The organism is Venatorbacter sp. C2-1, from assembly GCF_022832715.1.
Classification (GTDB): Bacteria; Pseudomonadota; Gammaproteobacteria; order Pseudomonadales; family Oceanobacteraceae; genus Venatoribacter; species Venatoribacter alkanivorans.
On record NZ_CP094879.1, the window covers coordinates 1,073,900 to 1,091,147 of the forward strand.

Here is a 17,248-nt window from a genome sequence, read left to right on the forward strand (position 1 = left end):
TTAATTCAGTCCGCGCATTAACCCTGACCGCGGGTTTTGGTGCTGGTGCGGGCTGATTTTTCCAGAAACTGGAACACCATGCCGGCAACGTCTTTACCGGTGGCGGTTTCAATGCCTTCGAGGCCGGGAGAGGAGTTCACTTCCATCACCACCGGACCATTGTTGGAGCGCAGAATATCCACACCGCACATATTCAGGCCCATGGCTTTGGCGGCGTCGATGGCGGTTTTACGTTCAGCCGCTGATAAACGTACGATTTCGGCACTGCCGCCACGGTGCAGGTTGGAGCGGAATTCACCTTCGGCCGCCTGACGTTTCATCGCCGCAACAACTTTACCGCCGACCACTAAACAGCGGATATCGGCACCGCCGGCTTCCTTAATAAATTCCTGCACCAGAATGTTGGCGTTCAGACCCATAAAGGCTTCGATGATGCTTTCGGCGGCTTTTTTGGTATCGGCCAGTACCACGCCAATGCCCTGGGTGCCTTCCAGCAGTTTGATCACCAGCGGCGCGCCGCCGACGTTTTTGATCAGGTCTTCAACGTTATCCGGACGATGGGCAAAACCGGTACGCGGCAGGCCAATACCTTTACGTGACAGCAATTGCAGCGAACGCAGTTTATCGCGCGAGCGGCTGATGGCGACGGATTCGTTAATGGAATAGGTGCCCATCATTTCAAACTGACGCACCACCGCCGTACCGTAGAAGGTAACGGAGGCGCCGATACGCGGAATCACCGCATCGTACTGCGGCAGGGCGTCACCTTTGTAACGCACCGTCGGCTTGTTACTGGTGATATCCATATAGCAGTGCAGGGTGTCGATAATATCGACCTCATGCCCGCGTTGCTCCCCCGCTTCTTTCAGACGACGGGTCGAATAAAGATTGGCATTACGGGAAAGAATGGCGATACGCATAGCGGCTTCCGGAAGCTGAAAATAAAGCGCTTAGTCTGCGCTGACGGATGGCAAATGTCATCATAGGCAGAAAAAGATAGTTACAGACAGAGCATAGGCAGGGGTGGGCATTGCCACTGCCTCAGTTACGGTAAATAGTCTCGATCAGATGGTAGCCAAAACGGGTTTTAACCGGCCCCTGTACTTTTAACAGCGGCCCTTTGAACACCACATCGTCAAAGGCTTTGACCATATCGCCTTTGTTGAACTCACCGAGGCTGCCGCCGTTTTTCTTGCTCGGGCAAATGGAGTGTTGTTTGGCCAGTTTGCTGAAGTCGGCTCCTTTATCGAGTAACTGCTTCAGTTTGTCGGCTTCTTCTTTGGTTTTTACCAGAATATGGCGGGCACAGGCGCGGGGCATACTTACCTCGGATTCAGTCTATCAGGCCAATCTGACCATTCGGTTAAATTTTGCGTCGCGCAGGATCAGGTGCTGTGCGAAAATTGCGCCCGTTATTGTACCCGAAAGACAGAATGAGGCATGCATGAGCGTACATGAGATCCGCCACCCCCTAGTGCAGCATAAAATTGGTTTGATGCGATCCAAATCAATGAGCACCCGCACCTTCCGCCAACTGGCGGCTGAAGTCGGCAACCTGCTGACCTACGAAGCAACCAAAGATATGGAACTGGAAAGCTACACCCTCGATGGCTGGTGTGGTCCGGTTGAAGCGGAGCGGATTCGCGGCAAAAAAATTACCGTGGTACCGATTCTGCGTGCCGGTCTGGGCATGCTGGACGGCGTGTTAGAGCTGGTGCCAAGTGCCAAAATCAGCGTTGTCGGCCTGTACCGCGATGAAGAAACCCTGGAGCCGGTGAGCTACTTCGACAAACTGGCCGGTGATATCGACCAGCGTATGGCACTGATTGTGGACCCGATGCTGGCCACCGGCGGTTCGATGGTTGCAACCATCGACCTGTTAAAACAAGCCGGTTGTACCAGCATCCGTGCATTGGTGTTGGTAGCGGCACCGGAAGGCATTAAAAAGGTTCAGGATGCGCACCCGGATGTGGATATTTATACCGCATCGGTGGACAGCCATCTGAACGAGCAGGGGTACATTATCCCTGGTCTGGGCGATGCCGGTGACAAGATCTTCGGCACGAAATAATTAAAAATCAGGGGAGTTTCTATGCGGGACAATACAGAAGATCTGTATCGCGGCTGGCGTATGCTGCTGGCCGGTTTACAGATGTTGTTCGTTGCCTTCGGCGCACTGGTGCTGGTGCCATTGATTACCGGCCTCGATCCGAGTGTGGCGCTGTTTACCGCCGGTATTGGTACGCTGATTTTTCAGTTCACCACCAAGCGTTCGGTGCCGGTATTTCTGGCTTCATCTTTTGCCTTTATTGCGCCGATTCTGTTCAGCGTAAAAACCTGGGGCATGGCGGCCACCATGGGCGCGCTGTTCTGTGCCGGTATGGTTTATGTTGCGCTGTCGGCTCTGGTGGCGTTGCGTGGCCCGGGTTTCCTGCACCGCTTACTGCCACCGGTGGTTACCGGTCCGATCATTATGGTGATTGGTCTGGGCTTAGCTCCTATCGCGGTGAATATGGCGATGGGTAAAGCCGGTGATGCGTCAGCAGAGCTCTTCCCTTATGCCGATGCCATGTGGGTATCGATGCCTGCCCTGATTACCACCTTGCTGGTGGCCACTCTGGCGAAAGGTATTTTCCGTCTGGTGCCGATTCTGGCCGGTGTGGCGGTGGGTTACACCATTGCGGCGTTTACCGGTATGGTCGATCTGACTGCCGTGGATGCCAGCCCCTGGGTTAAGTTACCGCAGTTTGTGACGCCGGAATTTCAGCTGGCGGCCATTCTGTTTATGATTCCGGTGGCCATTGCGCCGGCGATTGAACACGTTGGTGACGTTCTGGCCATCGGCAGTGTGACCGGTAAAAACTACGTGCAGAAGCCTGGTCTGCACCGCACTCTGCTGGGCGATGGTTTGGCGACCTCTGCGGCGTCTCTGTTTGGCGGCCCGCCAAACACCACTTACTCCGAAGTGACCGGTGCGGTGATGCTGACCAAAGCCTTTAACCCGGTCGTCATGACCTGGGCGGCGGTGTTTGCCATTGTGCTGGCATTCGTGGCCAAGTTTGGTGTGCTGCTGCAGACCATTCCGACGCCGGTGATGGGCGGTATTATGATTCTGCTGTTCGGCTCTATTGCCGGCGTGGGCATGAACATCCTGATCAAAGCCAAAGTCGATATGAGTGCACAGCGCAATCTGGTGATTGTGGCGACCACTCTGGTATTCGGTATTGGTGGTATGGCAATTGGTTCTTCCGAGTTCCACCTGCAAGGTGTCAGCCTGTGCGGTGTGGTGGCGATTGTGCTGAACCTGCTGTTGCCGCATGAAAAAGCCGACGCTGAAGACCTGCATGAAGAGCAGGAAATTGTGGAAGATATTCTGGAACACAGTAAATAAGCTGTCGTTTCTTTTTATCTGCATTATCCGCAGAAAAATGGCCGCCTATGCGGCCATTTTTTATGGGCTGTGTTCAGGGCATACCGCTGCGTTATTGCAGGGTACGGATGGTCGGGCGGAAGGTATACGACGCTGGTAATTCATCCGGCACTCTGGGGTACGGGTTGGCACTCAGTGCGGCTTTGACGGCCCAGTCGTCCATTACCGGGTCGCCACTGGAGCGGATAACCCGCACGTTGGTGGCCACCTGACGGTAACTTAAGGTCAGCTCCAGCCTTACACTGCCGGTAAATTGCGCCGGTGCGATTACCCGTTCGCGCAGATGTGCGAGCAGTTGCTGCTGATAGCTGCGCTCCAGCGGATCGGCTGATAAATCTTCTTTCTCCGTGACCAGTCCGGCTTGTTTCTGGCTCGGTTGTTGTGCTGTCTGTGCGCTCGACTGCTGCTTTGGTTGTGGTGCGGATTTCGGCTCAGGTATTGGCTTTTGGGGCTGTTGTTTGGCGGCTTCTGTTTTTGCCTGAGGCTGCTTTTGAATCTGCTCCGGAGCTGTGTTTTGTTTCACCGCCGCGTTTTGCTTTAGAACTGCATTTTGCTTGAGAGCCGCGCTTTGGCTTTGAGCTGTCTCCTGAACCTGGGCTGTATGAACCTCAGCCGTCGGCACCTGAGCTGGCGCTTCATCCTGTAAGGTCCGGGCGCTTACCTCTGGCTGGCGCAGTTCGGCATTAATTACGGGTTGGGTCTGGGCCGGTGTCAGCCGTACAGAGAAGGGCGCCGACAGCAGCAGGGCATGCAGCAACAACGAGATAGCCACAGCCAGCAGCAAGCGCTGGTAGTGTCTCCGCTTCGGTGCCGGGAGTTTGCTGAAAAACCCTTCTGCCACAATCACTTACCCGTGTTATAGACAATTGCTATGGCTATGATTGGCAAAATTAATCATCGCCCTGATTCTCTGGCGGCGGCGGTATGCTTAGCCGGGAGCGCGTTGTATGATACCAGCTCTTTATGCTCCGGCTGCGCCGCAGGTGTTGTCCGGATAATACCGATAAATTTCAGAACTCACAGGGAGTAAGAAACATGAGCGTACTGGTAGGTAAAAAAGCACCTGACTTTACCGTTCCGGCTGTACTGGGCAACGGTACCATCGTTGATTCATACAACTTCGCAGAAGCAACCAAAGGCAAATACGCTCTGGTGTTCTTCTATCCACTGGATTTCACCTTCGTGTGCCCATCTGAGCTGATCGCTCTGGATCACCGTATGGCCAAGTTCGAAGAACTGGGCGTGGAAGTGATTTCTGTGTCTATCGACTCTCACTTCACCCACAACGCATGGCGTAACACGCCGGTTGCCAAAGGTGGTATCGGCGAAGTTAAGTACACCATGGCGGCTGACGTTGACCACGGTATCTGTAAAGCATACGACGTAGAAACTGCCGGTGGCGTTGCGCTGCGTGGTGCTTTCCTGATCGATAAAGAAGGTGTGGTACGTGCTGCCAACATCAACGACCTGCCACTGGGCCGTAACATCGATGAGCTGGTACGTCTGGTTGAAGCTCTGCAATTCCACGAAGCGCACGGCGAAGTTTGCCCGGCTGGCTGGAACAAAGGCGACAAAGGTATGGACGCATCTCCTGAAGGTGTTGCCAAATACCTGGCAGAAGAAGCCGGCAAACTGTAAGTTTTGCCCTTCTGAAAAAACCCGCCTTGTGCGGGTTTTTTTATGGCGGCCATCCATGGCCGCCACCCTGCGGGCCATTGCTACGCAATGTTGATCAACGCTCCCGGCGTTGATGCTATGCCCGCCATCCGTGGCGGTCACCCTTCGGGCTATTGCTGCGCAATGTTGATCAACGCTCCCGGCGTTGATGCTATGCCCGCCATCCGTGGCGGGCACCCTTCGGGCCGCGCTGAAGCGCGTTAAGCTATGCTCCTGCTGCGCTTTGATGCCCGCCATCTATGACCAATACCCTGAAGTACCTTCCTGTCCTCAGACGATATGGCTGGTCTACGCTTAAGTTCTTATTATCGGAGGATGGGGGTTGATATGCGTTGGCTGTTGGCTATGGGGATGTTTGTGGTGGCACTGTCCTGCCTGGCGCAGGAAACGCCTGTAGCAGATGATCGTCCGCTGTTGCGCTGGATTGTGATGCCATATCCGCCGCTGCATATCAGCGAGGGACCAATGGCAGGCAAGGGCATCGCCGATACTTATCTGGATCTGGTCATCGCGGCGATGCCGCAGTATCGCCATGTACGGGAAGAGATGACCCCGGCCCGGGCCTGGCAGCTGATCCGTGCCGGGGAAAATATCTGCCATCCGGCGGCGCTGTATACTCCGGAGCGGGCAAAGTACACCCTGTTCAGTGATTCTCCGGCGTTGTTTCCATCATTGGCCTTTATGGTGCGGCTGGATGATTATCAGGCGCTGTTTGCGCCGCAGATGACCATTGCAGCAGCAGATATGCTGGCGCGTACCAATATGCGCCTGGGGCTGGTGGCTGACCGTTCCTATTATGTGTTTCTCGATAATCTGCTGAGTGCCGGCGATGTGTATCAGCGTGCTACGGTGCTCTCCAGCCTGCATGGGCCGCTGAGTCTGTACCGTATGCTGCAGTCGGGGCGTATTGATTACATTATCGAATACCCCTGGATTAACCGTTATATGGTCGACACGATTCAGTCACCGGAAGAGCATGAGCTGGTGGCACTGTCGATCAAAGAGCTGCCGCAGTTTGCCAAGGGTGCCATGGCCTGCCCGAAAACGCCCTGGGGAGAAACCGTGGTGGCGGCGGTAAACCGCTGGGTAGCTGAGCAGAAAAATACCGAAACCAACCGTCAGCGTATGGCGGTATGGCTCGACCGCAATACGCTGCCGCGTTATATGAAAGCTTATGAAGAGATGATTGCACCGGTAACCAGGCCCTGAACCGGTCTGGCAGGCGCTGCGCTATTCACTGCGCTTCAGCACCCGCGCCTGATAACCGGCCTCGGTGAGGATATAGGCCGCGGCTTCTGCCCGGCCTTCGCCGGTAACCACATACACAAAGGCTTTGGATAATTCATTCAGACGGGTACGCAGCTGTGCCAGTGGTATGGTTGTCGCACGGTGAATCGGGCTGGCCGCGACCTCCTGTGGCAGGCGTACATCGAGCACCACAGTACCTGTATCGCCTTCATCGATCAGGGCGCTGAGCTGGCTTTCGCTGACGTATTCAACCACCGGTGTTTTCAGCAGGGTGTCGAAGTCTTCTTTGGTTAATACCATCAACACGCCGTTACTGCTCATGGTAATGCTGGCATTACGCGGCAGATTACTGACCAGGGCGTCTTCACCAAACAGATCTCCGCTGCCAAGAGCGGCGAGGGTTTCCTGTTTGTTATTTACTTTACGGCTGACAATGGCCTTGCCGCTTTTGATCACATAGCACTCATGGCCTTCTTCGCCCTCACGGATGATTTCTTCACCGAGTGACACTTCACGTTCGTTAAAACGGGCCAGCAGCTTCTGGATATTGGCCGGTGGTACACGGTTGAACAGATCGGAGGTGAGCAGGCTTTCCAGCCAGTCGTGTTCAGAGTCTTCTTCCTGATCATAGGCCTGACGTAACTCCGACCATGTGGTGATCAGCTCCAGATATTGACGCTTGATAGCAAACAACTGGCAGGGCGACTGGGTAATGGCCGCATGGCGGTGAATTGGATGGCTGGCATCCAGAGCGAGAAAGTTTTCGTCATCGTCGCCTTTAATCTGGGTAATACGGAACTGGTCATCGGCCAGGTCGACCGTTCCTTCAAGCAGAAAGTGACATTCGTCGTCTTCTTCACCACGTTTGAACAGAATCTTTTTATCGGCCAGCGAATAGGCACGGAAATGCGGCAACAGCTCGCTGACAGCATGGGCAGACAGCTCATCAAAGGGAATAAAGCGCTGAATCTGCTCTGTCGTAAGGGCCGTATCCGGCGCGGTTGCTGAAGATGGATTGATAGAATCTTCCATGGTGTTTCTGGCCTGACCAATGACGAATGAAATAACACACGATGAATGTATTTTTGCACACTATCACGAAGCCTGCCGTTTTTTGCTGTGCCTGTTATTCACAACTGCAGGCCCGGAGGCCAATGCAGACAGTCAGAAACGGCCTGTAATTGTTGCTTATCTGTGCAATTCAGAGCGTCGATAGGCGGAATAACCCCCAGGCAGGGAACATTCTGCTGATTGAACCAGTGTTGCAGGAATTGCAGATTTTCCTGTGCTGCGGTCATCCCCGGTGGCAGCTGGTTGGCCACCCAGCCTGCCAGCGCTAAGCCGGATTGCTGTATGGCGCGGGCACTGAGCAGTGCGTGGTTAATACAGCCCAGTTTCATTCCCACCACCAGAATCACCGGGGCGCCCAGTGCACAGGCAAAATCGGCGAGGGTTTCTGCGTTATTTAATGGTACCAACCAGCCACCGGCGCCTTCGCATAACAGCAGATCCGGCTGCTGACGCAGGGCGGGCTGGCAGGCCTGCATCAGACTGTCCACAGTAAGTGTGCACTGCTCCTGTTGCGCGGCAATATGGGGTGCAATCGCCGCCTGCAGAGCGATGGGATTGTGGACGCTGTAATCCTGTGCCGGCTGGCTGTACTGCTGGTGCAGCAGGGCATCGCTGTTGCGCATCAGATAAGAGGAAGGCTTACGTTCACAACCGGCGGCGACGGGTTTCAGACCCAGGCAGGTTAAACCCTGCTGTTGTGCTTTCAGCAGATAGGCGGCGCTGATCAGGGTTTTGCCGGCGTCAGTATCGGTGCCGGTAATAAAGAGGCGCTGTGTCATTTGGCTCTGTTCCCATTTTACTCTTTACGCAGCAACAGCCACTGGACCTGATAGCTCAGCGGCAGCAGGCCATTGCGGTCACGCGGATAAGCGTTATCCAGCTGCTGCAATGCCCGGCGGCCGCCCAGGCCGCTTTTCCGGCCGGGGTTCACATTGGTGGCGCCAATGGCTTTGAGGTTGCGCAGCAGGCTGGTGAGTGAGTCGTAATACTCCTGCAACAGACTCTGCTGCCGGCTGACGCTGCGCAACCCGGCCTGCAACAGTGCCTGCTGCAGGTCTGCGGCGCTGATGAAATTATTTACATGAGGCTTGTCGTCGATGCTGCGCCAGGCCTGTAACAGCTCCCGCTGAGTACCGGGCAGCAGCGTTGCCAGGGCCAGTGTGCCGCCGGGTTTCAGCACCCGCGCCCATTCCCGCAGGGTGCTGTGCGGCTGCTCGCTCCATTGCAGCATCAGGCTGGAAAACAGCCCATCGCAACTGGCATCGGCCAGAGGAATCTGGTCGGCATCGGCCTGTAACAGGGCGATGGCCGGGCTGGCAAAGCGCCGGGCACTGCTGATCATGCCGCAGGCCAGATCAATACCGCAAACCTGTTGTGCGCCCAGCTGGTGCAGACGTGGCAGGGTCTGTCCGGTACCACAGCCAATATCCAGCCAGTGACCAAACAGCGGCCCGTTTACGCGCTGCAGACGGCTGAGCAATTGATTGCGCACCTGCAGCTGAATGCCTGCGGCCTGATCGTACGAGTGGGCGGCGCGGCTGAACTGCTGTGCCACCAGACGTTTATCACGCTGCAGCGTTATCGTGCTGTCGCCGGGCGTTTGCAGAGAAAGACATTCAGCGTTCATCCCTGTGCTCCGCTGGCCGGTTTGAGCTGGCAGCATAAGGCCTGCAGCCGGGTTAACAGGGCGGCCTGTCCCTCGGGTTCGAGAAAAAAGGCATGACTGTGGCCGGGGCTGTAATACACCGGGTTGAGTCCGCCGGCATTGAGCGCATCGTGGCTGCCGAGCCAGTGTTGTTCCTGCCTGACCTGCAGGCGGTTGCCGGTTGCAGGGTTAAGACGATAGCTGCGCAGCCAGTCGAGGCCCGGCAGCAGGGTAGCCGGATCACTCAGCTGGTGGCTGGCAAGCAGGCGACTGAGTGGCCGTGCGTCAGCGGCGCCCTGAGTGCAGAGTGCGAGAAAGCGGCGCCGGGTTTTCTCCGGCTGTTGCTGCATATTCTGGCTGAACTGCTGCAGCAGATCGGCATCCAGACCAAACTCGTCCTCCGCCTGTAAACGGCAGAACGTGGCACTGGTGGCCAGTGTGATCAGGGTAATATTGCCCGTTTTTTGCGTTGCTGATGCCGCTGCAGAAACAGACAGCGCTGCGCAGGCCAGGGCCCCCCCCAGCGACCAGCCAACCCAGATCGCCGGACGTTGCGGACTGGCGGGAGCCTGATTGATCAGAGCCTGAGCGCAGCTGTTGAAGTCACTGTTGTCTGCAACACCTGTTGCGGAATAATCAAAGCCATAGTGATGACCCGGCAGCTGGTTATAGAGCGGGGCAAAGACTTCCGGGGCAAAACTCCAGCCCGGCAGCCAGAACCAGTCGGGGCCGGGGCTTTCTGTCCGTAGCAGGCGCCATGGGGAGATAGGCTGGCTCATGCACTGGCCTCCTGAACCGGCAGCAATTCAGCGAGGGCGTTTAACAGTAAGTCGATATCGCTCTGACGATGTGCAGCACTCAGGGTTATGCGCAGGCGGGCGCTGCCGGCAGGTACGGTGGGCGGACGGATGGCACTGACCCACAACCCGCGTTGCAGCAACTGCTCAGATAGCCGCAGGGCGCTACCGCTGTCACCGATCAGCAGCGGCTGAATGGCTGATTCTGACGGCATAAGCGATAAACCCAGACTGGCGGCCTGACGGCGGAAATAGCGGATATTGGCCTGCAACTGTTGCTGGCGGTCGCCCTGCTGCAGACGCTTCAGGTTGGCCAGCATTGCTTCGGCCAGCGCTGGTGGCAGCGCGGTGGTGTAGATGTAAGGCCGGGCAAACTGGATCAGGTAATCGATAAGGTCAGCACTGCCGGCAACAAAAGCACCAAAACCGCCCAGCGCTTTGCCCAGAGTGCCGACGTACAGCGGCAGCTGTTGCGGACTGAGGCCAAAATAGGCCCGTACTCCCTGGCCTGCAGCGGGTTCGATGTTGGGTGTGCTGAGTGTACTGCCCAGTACGCCAAAGCCGTGGGCGTCGTCGATCATTAACAGGGCGTTGTGTTTGCTGCTCAGTTCGCTCAGGCGACGGACGTCGGCCAGATCGCCGTCCATGCTGAAGATACTGTCGCTGACGATCAGACGTTCGCCGTTGGCCGGCACGTCCAGCAGCTGTTGCAGATGGTGGTAATCGGCATGGCGGTAACGGCTGAGTCTGGCGCGGCTGAGCAAGGCGCCATCCAGCAGTGAAGCGTGGTTGAGCTTGTCCTGCAGCACTTCGTCACCACGTCCGGCGAGGGCGGCAATCGTGCCGAGGTTTGCCATAAAGCCGGTTGAGAATAACAGCGCCCGCTCATAGCCACAGTGCGCGGCCAGTGCCTGCTCCAGCTCATGGTGGGCGCTGCTGTGGCCACACACCAGATGTGAAGCACCACTTCCCATCGCCCAGCGCTGTGCGGCATGGGCCAGATCATCAGCACCACAGGCGGCCAGACCAAGATAATCATTGGCGCAGAAGTTCAGCACCGGCTGGCCGTTGCGCAGGGTGTGTGTCTGCTGCACATCGCCCAGCAGAGCGCGCTGGCGCCACAGCTGCTGTTGCTGGCGTTCATGCAGTGCCTGTTGAATACGCTGGTTCCAGCTCATGCTGCCTGAGGGTGCCTTTTCTGAATGGGTTAAAGCCTGTCGCTGTTGCCGGCTCGTCTGTTTCTGTTGCCGACTCGACAGGGGAGTTGCGGCTGATCATAATGCTGATGGTTAACCAGTCAATTTAAAAATGGTTTACAAGTTTACTGCGGAACGGTCCGGAGCCGGGCCTGCCTCGGCCTGGGTCTCTTCCACTGTCAGGAGTTGCTATGCATTTTTCATCTGTTTCTCACCCGGCTTCTTCCATGCTGCGACAGAAACCCGATCTGGCTTTTGACCGTGAACACCTCTGGCATCCTTACAGCTCAATGGCTGATCCGGCGCAGGTGTGGCCGGTGGTTGCGGCCCGTGGCGTCAGGCTGCAGCTGGCCGATGGCCGCGAGCTGGTCGATGGCATGGCTTCCTGGTGGTGTGCGGTACACGGCTATAACCATCCGCGTCTGAATGCTGCTCTGCTGGAGCAGGCTGAGCAGATGAGTCATGTGATGTTTGGCGGTCTGACGCACAGTCCGGCCATTGAGCTGGCACGGCGTCTGGTGGCGCTGACGCCGGCGGGGCTGGATAAGGTGTTTCTGGCGGATTCTGGCTCGGTGGCGGTGGAGGTGGCGCTGAAAATGGCGCTGCAGTATCAGCAGGCCCGCGGGCTTAGCGGTAAACATAAGATTCTGGCCCTGCAACGCGGCTATCACGGCGATACTTTGGGGGCGATGTCGGTATGTGATCCAACCCGTGGGATGCACCAGTTGTTTGCCGGTATTCTGCCGCAGCAATATTTTGTTCCGCCGCCGCAGACGGGTTTTTATGACGACTGGGATGCCGCCGACTGCAGCGCACTGGAGCAGGTGTTACAAAAGCATCATGCCGACATAGCCGCCCTGATTGTTGAGCCGGTGGTGCAGGGAGCCGGAGGTATGCGCTTCTATCACCCGCAGTACCTGCGCGAGGCGCGGCGCCTGTGTGATGAATACGACGTGCTGCTGATTGCCGATGAAATTGCCACCGGTTTTGGTCGCACCGGACGTTTGTTTGCCTGTGAATGGGCCGGAATCACACCGGATATTCTCTGCCTTGGCAAAGCCCTGACCGGTGGTTATATGACACTGGCGGCAACGCTTACTACCTCACAGGTTGCGGAAACCATCAGCACTGGTGAGGCTGGCTGTTTTATGCACGGCCCGACTTTTATGGGCAATCCGCTGGCTTGCCGGGTGGCCTGTGAAAGTATCGATTTACTGTTGGAAAACGACTGGGCGGCGCAGGTCGCGCGTCTGGAGCAGGGACTGCTGTCGGGATTAATGCCGGCACGTCAGTTACCGGGAGTTGCTGATGTCCGTGTGTTGGGTGCTATTGGCGTGATTGAAATGCAGCAGCCGGTGAACATGGCGCAACTGCAGCCAGCCTGTGTGGAACGCGGTATCTGGGTGCGGCCATTTGGTAATCTGCTGTATGTGATGCCGCCTTTGGTGATGGATGATAACGACCTTGCGCACTTAACTTCTGGAATGCTTGCAGCGCTTGCAGCCCTGTAGTTGTACTTCAGCTGTGCTTTGGCTGTAAAAAAAGAAGGAACCGTGCAGGGATGAGGCAGTCTCAGACAGACGTATTTTTAACGCTGTCACGGGACCGACTTATGCTGAATTCGTTACTGACTCCATCGGGAAACACTGCCCAGCCTTTGCTTCATCAATACAAAACCGGCGTCGCTTTATTATTTTCCGGTGTATTCCATCTGCTGGCTTTATTGTTGGTGGGATTATCGTTTTCGACGTTTTTTAACGGATTATTTAGCAGTGATGGCGATATGGTCACGCTGGTGATTAAGGCGATTAATACGCTTGTTATCGCGCTGGCAATGTATGAGCTGGGGTTGGGGGTTGGTAAGGAATACGCGGCGGAAGAAGCCGGGGAAAATATTTTCCAGAATATCCGCCGCACCATCACCCGTTTTGTCGGCACCGTGTGTATTGCACTGGTGCTGGAAGCGCTGATTATGATTATTAAATACAGCCAGCTCGATCTGGCCGGTAATCTGTATTATCCGGTGGCGATTCTTGTTGCCTGTGCCTTTTTATTGCTGGCGCTGGGAGCCTTCCTGGCGCTGACGCGCCAGGTGTGTGACATTGCCGCCGATTGATTATTCAGAGACACCTTTGTTTTTATCGTCACCATTAAGGGGCCATAACGGCTCTTTGGTTTTGCGTGCCTGGCTTTGTGATACTCCGGCAGTTAATGCAAAGCGCATGGCATCTTCAAACGACCAGTCGAGCATCGTCAGGCGGGCGCGCGGAACAAACAGGGTATAGCCGCCAACCATGTAGCTCATGGGCAGGTATACCGCGACCAGCTCTTCCTTATCACCGGCATTCTGCACCGCCGGCGGAATTTTGCTGGCGGTAATAAAGCCCAGTAATTGTGCATCGCCGGGCATATCGACCAGCACGACCTGTTGATTGTGCTGTTTTTCCTGATCGAACATGGCGGCAAAGTCTTTAACCGCGCCGTACAGTGTTTTTACCAGCGGAAAACGCAGCAGGGCATCTTCCACATACTGATACAGCCAGCTGACCGGGTTGAACTGAAATAATAATCCGACTGACAGCAAAGCCAGCAGCATCAGCAGCAGGCCCATACCAGGAAAAATGCTGGGAATATGCAGGCTGGCGAGCAGGCTCAGGCCCAGACCGTTAAGCCACATCAGCGCAGACCATAACAGCCAGATGGTAATCAGTAACGGCAGTACCACCATGGAGCCTTTGATCAGCGGTTGCAGCAGATAGCGTTTCATAAAAACTCCGTCAGGACTTTGGTGGTTGCTGCTGTTGCAGCAGGGCTTTCAGTTCGCGGATTTCTGCCGCCAGATCGTCAAGGGTAGCTTTGCCGTCGGCGGCATCCTGCTCGGCTTTTTCCTGTGCATGTTCATCTTCAAGTACGTTTACCACAATACCGATGACCATATTAAGAAAGGCAAAGGTGGTGAGGAAAATAAAGCTCAGATAAAAAATCCACGACAGCGGGTAGACCGCCATGGTTTCGTACATAACATCGGTCCAGTCTTCAAAGGTCATCACCCGGAACAAGGTCAGCATGGAGATGGAAATATCCCCCCACAGCACATCATTGATGGGTTCAAAAAAGGTGGTGCCGATAGCCGCGTAAATATAATAAATAATAAACATCAGCAGCAGGACATAGCCCAGCTGTGGCAACGCGCGCAGCAGCGAGTTCAGCAGCATACGCAATTCCGGGATGATAGATACCATCCGCAGCACGCGGAAAATACGCACCAGACGACCAATAAGAGCCATATCGCTGTGATCGACCGGAATCAGACTGACAACCACGACCAGGGTATCAAACAGGTTCCAGCCATTATGGAAGAAGCGTTTCTTATCCGGTGCCGCGAGAAAGCGGATAACGATTTCGATCAGGAAAATAACCGTAATGCCGGTATCCAGCCAGTTCAGCACCACCATCAAAGTGTCGGGAATGCTGTAGGTTTTGGCACCGATCAGAAGGGCAGAAAAAATAATGATGGCTACAACAAAGAGTTCGAAGGCTTTGTTATCACGAACGGCCTGCGAAGCGGCCTGTAATTGCTGAATATTCATGGTCTGGATTGAAGTCGGATGACGGCTGGTGATAGGACGACGCGAAGTCTGTCACAGCCGCCGGACTTCGCCAAGACAGGCTGACGCAACTATACATTGCGCCAGCCTCAGATTTGCCAGATCAATCAGGCGCGGGAGATAAAACGGTTCTCAGCGGTGTTGATCTTGACGGTTTCACCCTGTTCCAGATATTCCGGCACCTGGATGACCAGACCAGTGGCAAAACGGGCCGGTTTGGTACGGGCACTGGCGCTGCCGCCTTTAATGCCTGGGCTGGTTTCGATTACGGTCATTTCTACCGATGATGGCAGCTCAATGGCAATCAGCTGACCATCGACCAGCAGACCCATAGTGCCTTTCAGGGATTCGCTGATATAGAGCGCATCGGTGTCCAGGGTTTCGGCATCGATCGGATACTGGTCGAAGCTTTCTTCGTCCATAAAGTAGTAGGTGTCTTCTTCACGGTAAGAGAACACGATCTGGCGACGCAGCAGTTCAATGGCTTGTAGCTGATCGTCACCTTTAAAACTTTCTTCCAGCTTCTGCCGGCCGGGAACGGTCTGGAAGCGGATTTTGTACAGGGTGGCACCACCGCGCGAATGCGGGTTCTGCACTTCGATGTTTTTGATCAGGCAGGTCTGATTCTTGAATTCGACGACGCCGCCTTTCTTCAGTTCGTTGGCTCTTGGCATGCAAGGGGTCCTTGTGGCAGTGCTTGCAGGATGATGTAAAGGGAGCCGATGTTACCGCCTTGATTATTCCGGCTGAAGATTTTTTTGCACAACGGCTGCAGAATTCTGCACTGGTTTCCCGTCGCAGATTTCGCCATCATTGGCCCGGCTGCACAGAGCCTGTCTTTAATGATTAGTTAGTGGTCACTTCTTATAGCTAAATTATATAAACCCTCATGTAAGTGAGTACTAACCTCAGAAGTTACTTTAACTTCGTGATGCAGGCTCACAGTCCTGTTTAAGATTTGCTCTCCACATTTTCCCACCTTGCCGTTAAGGCTTTCTAAGTCCTTGTGAGATAAAGCAAAAATGCAGATATCCACACCCCGAAGTGGCTTGCAAAAGGCTATTTGCCTTCCTATAGTGTCGTAAAGTGGAAAATAGTGGGTAATAGTGGGACTTTGACGAGGTTGGTAACTACTTACACCGACAGAGGATTCACACCCAAACCAACAGGAAGGACGTATGTTCCGGGGGCTGCACACGATCAATCTGGATGCCAAAGGGCGTCTGGCGATCCCGACTAAATATCGGGAAACGCTGGCGGAGCTCTGTGGCGCCCGTTTGGTGGCCACCATTGATACTGAAGAACGCTGCCTCCTGATTTACCCCGTAAACGAATGGGAACTGATCCAGGCCAAAATCGAGGCTCTGCCCAGCTTTAACCCGGTTGCCCGCCGCATTCAGCGCTTATTGATTGGTCATGCGACTGATCTGGAGCTGGACAGCGCCGGTCGTATCCTTTTGCCGCAACCGCTGCGCGAATATGCCTCGCTGGAAAAAGAAAGCGTGCTGATGGGGCAGGGAAAGAAGCTGGAGTTGTGGAGTAAGTCGCTGTGGGAAGACCGCCGCGATGAGTATCTGGATATGGTCAGTCAGCCCGAACAATTACCCGAAGAACTACAGAGTCTGTCGTTATGAATCTGAGTGAGTTTGCTCACACCACCGTACTGCTGCAGGAGACGGTCGACGGCTGCCTGAATGATCCGGCGGGTATTTATGTGGACGGAACTTTTGGCCGTGGCGGTCACAGTCGTCTGCTGCTGAGTAAGTTGGCACCTGAAGGTCGCCTGATTGGTTTTGATAAAGACCCGCTGGCCATTCAGACCGGTAAAGAGCTGGAGCAGGAAGACAGTCGCTTTCAGATTGTGCAGGCCAGTTTTGCCGATATGAAAGCCGAGCTTAATGCTCTGGGGATCAGCCAGATCAACGGCATTCTGCTGGATCTGGGGGTGTCTTCGCCACAGCTGGATGATGCTGAACGCGGCTTCAGCTTTATGAAAGATGGCCCGCTGGATATGCGTATGAATCCGGATGCCGGCCTGAGCGCTGCTGAGTGGTGTGCCCAGACTTCCGAAGAAGAAATCGCCCGCGTATTAAAAGAATACGGAGAAGAGCGCTTCGCCAAGCGTATGGCGCGCGCGATTATCAAGGCCCGCGCTGAAGCGCCTATTACCCGTACCCGCGAGCTGGCTGAGTTAATTAAAGAAGCCAATCCGGCCTGGGAAAAACATAAGCATCCGGCGACCCGTGCTTTTCAGGCAATCCGTATTGCAGTGAATAACGAGCTGGGTGATCTGGAAAAAATTCTGGCCGACAGCGTTGATCTGTTGCTGCCACATGGCCGCCTGGCAGTCATCAGTTTCCATTCGCTGGAAGACCGTATGGTGAAGCGCTTTATCCGCGCACAGGAAAAAGGCCGTGATTTACCTCCGGGTATTCCGGTGCCGGATGACATGCTCGGCCGCACCATGAAAAAAATGGGTAAGGCGATTATGCCCGGCAACGATGAAATACGGATTAATGCCCGCGCCCGCAGTGCGGTATTACGCATTGCTGAGCGGTTGGCGTGAAAGCAGGAGT

19 protein-coding genes are annotated in these 17,248 nt (G+C 55.3%); 8 read left to right on the plus strand and 11 right to left on the minus strand.

Annotated features, from left to right (window positions below; genetic code table 11):
- Positions 1–17: 17 nt before the first annotated feature.
- Together rimK and MT343_RS04875 are read right to left on the minus strand one after the other, a co-directional pair.
- Complete coding sequence (gene rimK, locus MT343_RS04870; protein WP_145469600.1) at positions 18–920, minus strand: 30S ribosomal protein S6--L-glutamate ligase; 903 nt, start codon at positions 918–920, stop codon at positions 18–20.
- A 121-nt stretch (positions 921–1,041) separates the two neighbouring features.
- Positions 1,042–1,320 (minus strand): peptidylprolyl isomerase, encoded by a 279-nt coding sequence (locus MT343_RS04875; protein ID WP_145469599.1) that lies wholly within the window; start codon positions 1,318–1,320, stop codon positions 1,042–1,044.
- Positions 1,321–1,444: 124 nt separating this feature from the next.
- On the opposite strand from MT343_RS04875, the gene upp reads away from it, so the two are divergent.
- Together upp and MT343_RS04885 are read left to right on the plus strand one after the other, a co-directional pair.
- On the plus strand, positions 1,445–2,071 hold the full coding sequence (gene upp / locus MT343_RS04880) for a uracil phosphoribosyltransferase (RefSeq protein ID WP_145469598.1): 627 nt from the start codon (positions 1,445–1,447) through the stop codon (positions 2,069–2,071).
- Positions 2,072–2,092: 21 nt separating this feature from the next.
- Entirely contained in the window at positions 2,093–3,391 is a 1,299-nt protein-coding gene (locus tag MT343_RS04885; protein WP_145469597.1) for a uracil-xanthine permease family protein, read from the plus strand.
- Positions 3,392–3,482: 91 nt separating this feature from the next.
- On the opposite strand, the gene MT343_RS04890 is transcribed toward MT343_RS04885, so the two are convergent.
- The gene (locus tag MT343_RS04890; protein WP_186435955.1) at positions 3,483–4,271 is read right to left on the minus strand and encodes an energy transducer TonB; all 789 of its coding nucleotides are present in this window, start codon (positions 4,269–4,271) and stop codon (positions 3,483–3,485) included.
- Positions 4,272–4,465: 194 nt separating this feature from the next.
- On the opposite strand from MT343_RS04890, the gene MT343_RS04895 reads away from it, so the two are divergent.
- On the plus strand, positions 4,466–5,068 hold the full coding sequence (locus tag MT343_RS04895; protein WP_145469595.1) for a peroxiredoxin: 603 nt from the start codon (positions 4,466–4,468) through the stop codon (positions 5,066–5,068).
- A gap of 366 nt (positions 5,069–5,434) precedes the next feature.
- On the plus strand, positions 5,435–6,316 hold the full coding sequence (locus tag MT343_RS04900) for a TIGR02285 family protein (protein ID WP_186435954.1): 882 nt from the start codon (positions 5,435–5,437) through the stop codon (positions 6,314–6,316).
- A gap of 21 nt (positions 6,317–6,337) precedes the next feature.
- Here the strand turns inward: MT343_RS04900 and MT343_RS04905 are convergent, their stop codons facing one another.
- The 5 genes from MT343_RS04905 to bioF all read right to left on the minus strand — a co-directional run bounded on the left by MT343_RS04905 (position 6,338) and on the right by bioF (position 11,046).
- Positions 6,338–7,387, minus strand: coding sequence for a cyclic nucleotide-binding domain-containing protein (locus MT343_RS04905; RefSeq protein WP_145469592.1), 1,050 nt, complete (start codon positions 7,385–7,387; stop codon positions 6,338–6,340).
- 98 nt (positions 7,388–7,485) lie between these two features.
- Positions 7,486–8,205 (minus strand): dethiobiotin synthase, encoded by a 720-nt coding sequence (bioD, locus tag MT343_RS04910; RefSeq protein ID WP_145469591.1) that lies wholly within the window; start codon positions 8,203–8,205, stop codon positions 7,486–7,488.
- Positions 8,206–8,222: 17 nt separating this feature from the next.
- Positions 8,223–9,053 (minus strand): malonyl-ACP O-methyltransferase BioC, encoded by an 831-nt coding sequence (bioC, locus tag MT343_RS04915; protein WP_186435953.1) that lies wholly within the window; start codon positions 9,051–9,053, stop codon positions 8,223–8,225.
- Positions 9,050–9,850 (minus strand): alpha/beta fold hydrolase, encoded by an 801-nt coding sequence (locus MT343_RS04920; protein ID WP_145469589.1) that lies wholly within the window; start codon positions 9,848–9,850, stop codon positions 9,050–9,052. The genes bioC and MT343_RS04920 overlap by 4 nt, the downstream gene beginning before the upstream one ends.
- Positions 9,847–11,046 carry an 8-amino-7-oxononanoate synthase gene (gene bioF, locus MT343_RS04925; protein WP_145469588.1) on the minus strand — a complete coding sequence of 400 codons (1,200 nt, stop codon included), beginning with the start codon at positions 11,044–11,046 and terminating at the stop codon, positions 9,847–9,849. The genes MT343_RS04920 and bioF overlap by 4 nt, the downstream gene beginning before the upstream one ends.
- Before the next feature lie 209 nt (positions 11,047–11,255).
- On the opposite strand from bioF, the gene bioA reads away from it, so the two are divergent.
- Positions 11,256–12,575 (plus strand): adenosylmethionine--8-amino-7-oxononanoate transaminase, encoded by a 1,320-nt coding sequence (gene bioA, locus MT343_RS04930; protein WP_243989461.1) that lies wholly within the window; start codon positions 11,256–11,258, stop codon positions 12,573–12,575.
- Positions 12,576–12,676: 101 nt separating this feature from the next.
- Positions 12,677–13,180: a hypothetical protein gene (locus MT343_RS04935; protein WP_222428578.1), complete on the plus strand. Its 504-nt coding sequence runs from the start codon at positions 12,677–12,679 to the stop codon at positions 13,178–13,180.
- Here MT343_RS04935 and MT343_RS04940 read toward each other — a convergent pair whose 3' ends face one another.
- The 3 genes from MT343_RS04940 to efpL all read right to left on the minus strand — a co-directional run bounded on the left by MT343_RS04940 (position 13,181) and on the right by efpL (position 15,346).
- Entirely contained in the window at positions 13,181–13,831 is a 651-nt protein-coding gene (locus tag MT343_RS04940; RefSeq protein ID WP_145469587.1) for a DUF502 domain-containing protein, read from the minus strand.
- A 10-nt stretch (positions 13,832–13,841) separates the two neighbouring features.
- Positions 13,842–14,654 (minus strand): ion transporter, encoded by an 813-nt coding sequence (locus MT343_RS04945; protein ID WP_145469586.1) that lies wholly within the window; start codon positions 14,652–14,654, stop codon positions 13,842–13,844.
- Positions 14,655–14,779: 125 nt separating this feature from the next.
- Entirely contained in the window at positions 14,780–15,346 is a 567-nt protein-coding gene (efpL, locus tag MT343_RS04950) for an elongation factor P-like protein EfpL (RefSeq protein ID WP_145469585.1), read from the minus strand.
- A 504-nt stretch (positions 15,347–15,850) separates the two neighbouring features.
- Between efpL and mraZ the strand changes: the two genes are divergently transcribed.
- A complete protein-coding gene (gene mraZ / locus MT343_RS04955; RefSeq protein WP_145469584.1) occupies positions 15,851–16,306 on the plus strand; it encodes a division/cell wall cluster transcriptional repressor MraZ in 456 nt (151 codons plus the stop codon).
- On the plus strand, positions 16,303–17,238 hold the full coding sequence (gene rsmH / locus MT343_RS04960; RefSeq protein ID WP_145469583.1) for a 16S rRNA (cytosine(1402)-N(4))-methyltransferase RsmH: 936 nt from the start codon (positions 16,303–16,305) through the stop codon (positions 17,236–17,238). The genes mraZ and rsmH overlap by 4 nt, the downstream gene beginning before the upstream one ends.
- The last annotated feature ends 10 nt before the right edge of the window (positions 17,239–17,248 follow it).

Excerpts from the sequence above, each read along its gene's own strand:
- rsmH (WP_145469583.1), top strand. The coding sequence starts at position 16,303 with ATGAATCTGAGTGAGTTTGCTCACACCACCGTACTGCTGCAGGAGACG.
- MT343_RS04875 (WP_145469599.1), bottom strand. The coding sequence starts at position 1,320 with ATGCCCCGCGCCTGTGCCCGCCATATTCTGGTAAAAACCAAAGAAGAA.
- MT343_RS04885 (WP_145469597.1), top strand. The coding sequence starts at position 2,093 with ATGCGGGACAATACAGAAGATCTGTATCGCGGCTGGCGTATGCTGCTG.
- mraZ (WP_145469584.1), top strand. The coding sequence starts at position 15,851 with ATGTTCCGGGGGCTGCACACGATCAATCTGGATGCCAAAGGGCGTCTG.
- efpL (WP_145469585.1), bottom strand. The coding sequence starts at position 15,346 with ATGCCAAGAGCCAACGAACTGAAGAAAGGCGGCGTCGTCGAATTCAAG.
- MT343_RS04935 (WP_222428578.1), top strand. The coding sequence starts at position 12,677 with ATGCTGAATTCGTTACTGACTCCATCGGGAAACACTGCCCAGCCTTTG.
- rimK (WP_145469600.1), bottom strand. The coding sequence starts at position 920 with ATGCGTATCGCCATTCTTTCCCGTAATGCCAATCTTTATTCGACCCGT.
- bioA (WP_243989461.1), top strand. The coding sequence starts at position 11,256 with ATGCATTTTTCATCTGTTTCTCACCCGGCTTCTTCCATGCTGCGACAG.
- MT343_RS04940 (WP_145469587.1), bottom strand. The coding sequence starts at position 13,831 with ATGAAACGCTATCTGCTGCAACCGCTGATCAAAGGCTCCATGGTGGTA.
- MT343_RS04900 (WP_186435954.1), top strand. The coding sequence starts at position 5,435 with ATGCGTTGGCTGTTGGCTATGGGGATGTTTGTGGTGGCACTGTCCTGC.
- MT343_RS04905 (WP_145469592.1), bottom strand. The coding sequence starts at position 7,387 with ATGGAAGATTCTATCAATCCATCTTCAGCAACCGCGCCGGATACGGCC.
- MT343_RS04895 (WP_145469595.1), top strand. The coding sequence starts at position 4,466 with ATGAGCGTACTGGTAGGTAAAAAAGCACCTGACTTTACCGTTCCGGCT.
- MT343_RS04945 (WP_145469586.1), bottom strand. The coding sequence starts at position 14,654 with ATGAATATTCAGCAATTACAGGCCGCTTCGCAGGCCGTTCGTGATAAC.
- bioD (WP_145469591.1), bottom strand. The coding sequence starts at position 8,205 with ATGACACAGCGCCTCTTTATTACCGGCACCGATACTGACGCCGGCAAA.
- upp (WP_145469598.1), top strand. The coding sequence starts at position 1,445 with ATGAGCGTACATGAGATCCGCCACCCCCTAGTGCAGCATAAAATTGGT.
- MT343_RS04920 (WP_145469589.1), bottom strand. The coding sequence starts at position 9,850 with ATGAGCCAGCCTATCTCCCCATGGCGCCTGCTACGGACAGAAAGCCCC.
- bioC (WP_186435953.1), bottom strand. The coding sequence starts at position 9,053 with ATGAACGCTGAATGTCTTTCTCTGCAAACGCCCGGCGACAGCACGATA.
- bioF (WP_145469588.1), bottom strand. The coding sequence starts at position 11,046 with ATGAGCTGGAACCAGCGTATTCAACAGGCACTGCATGAACGCCAGCAA.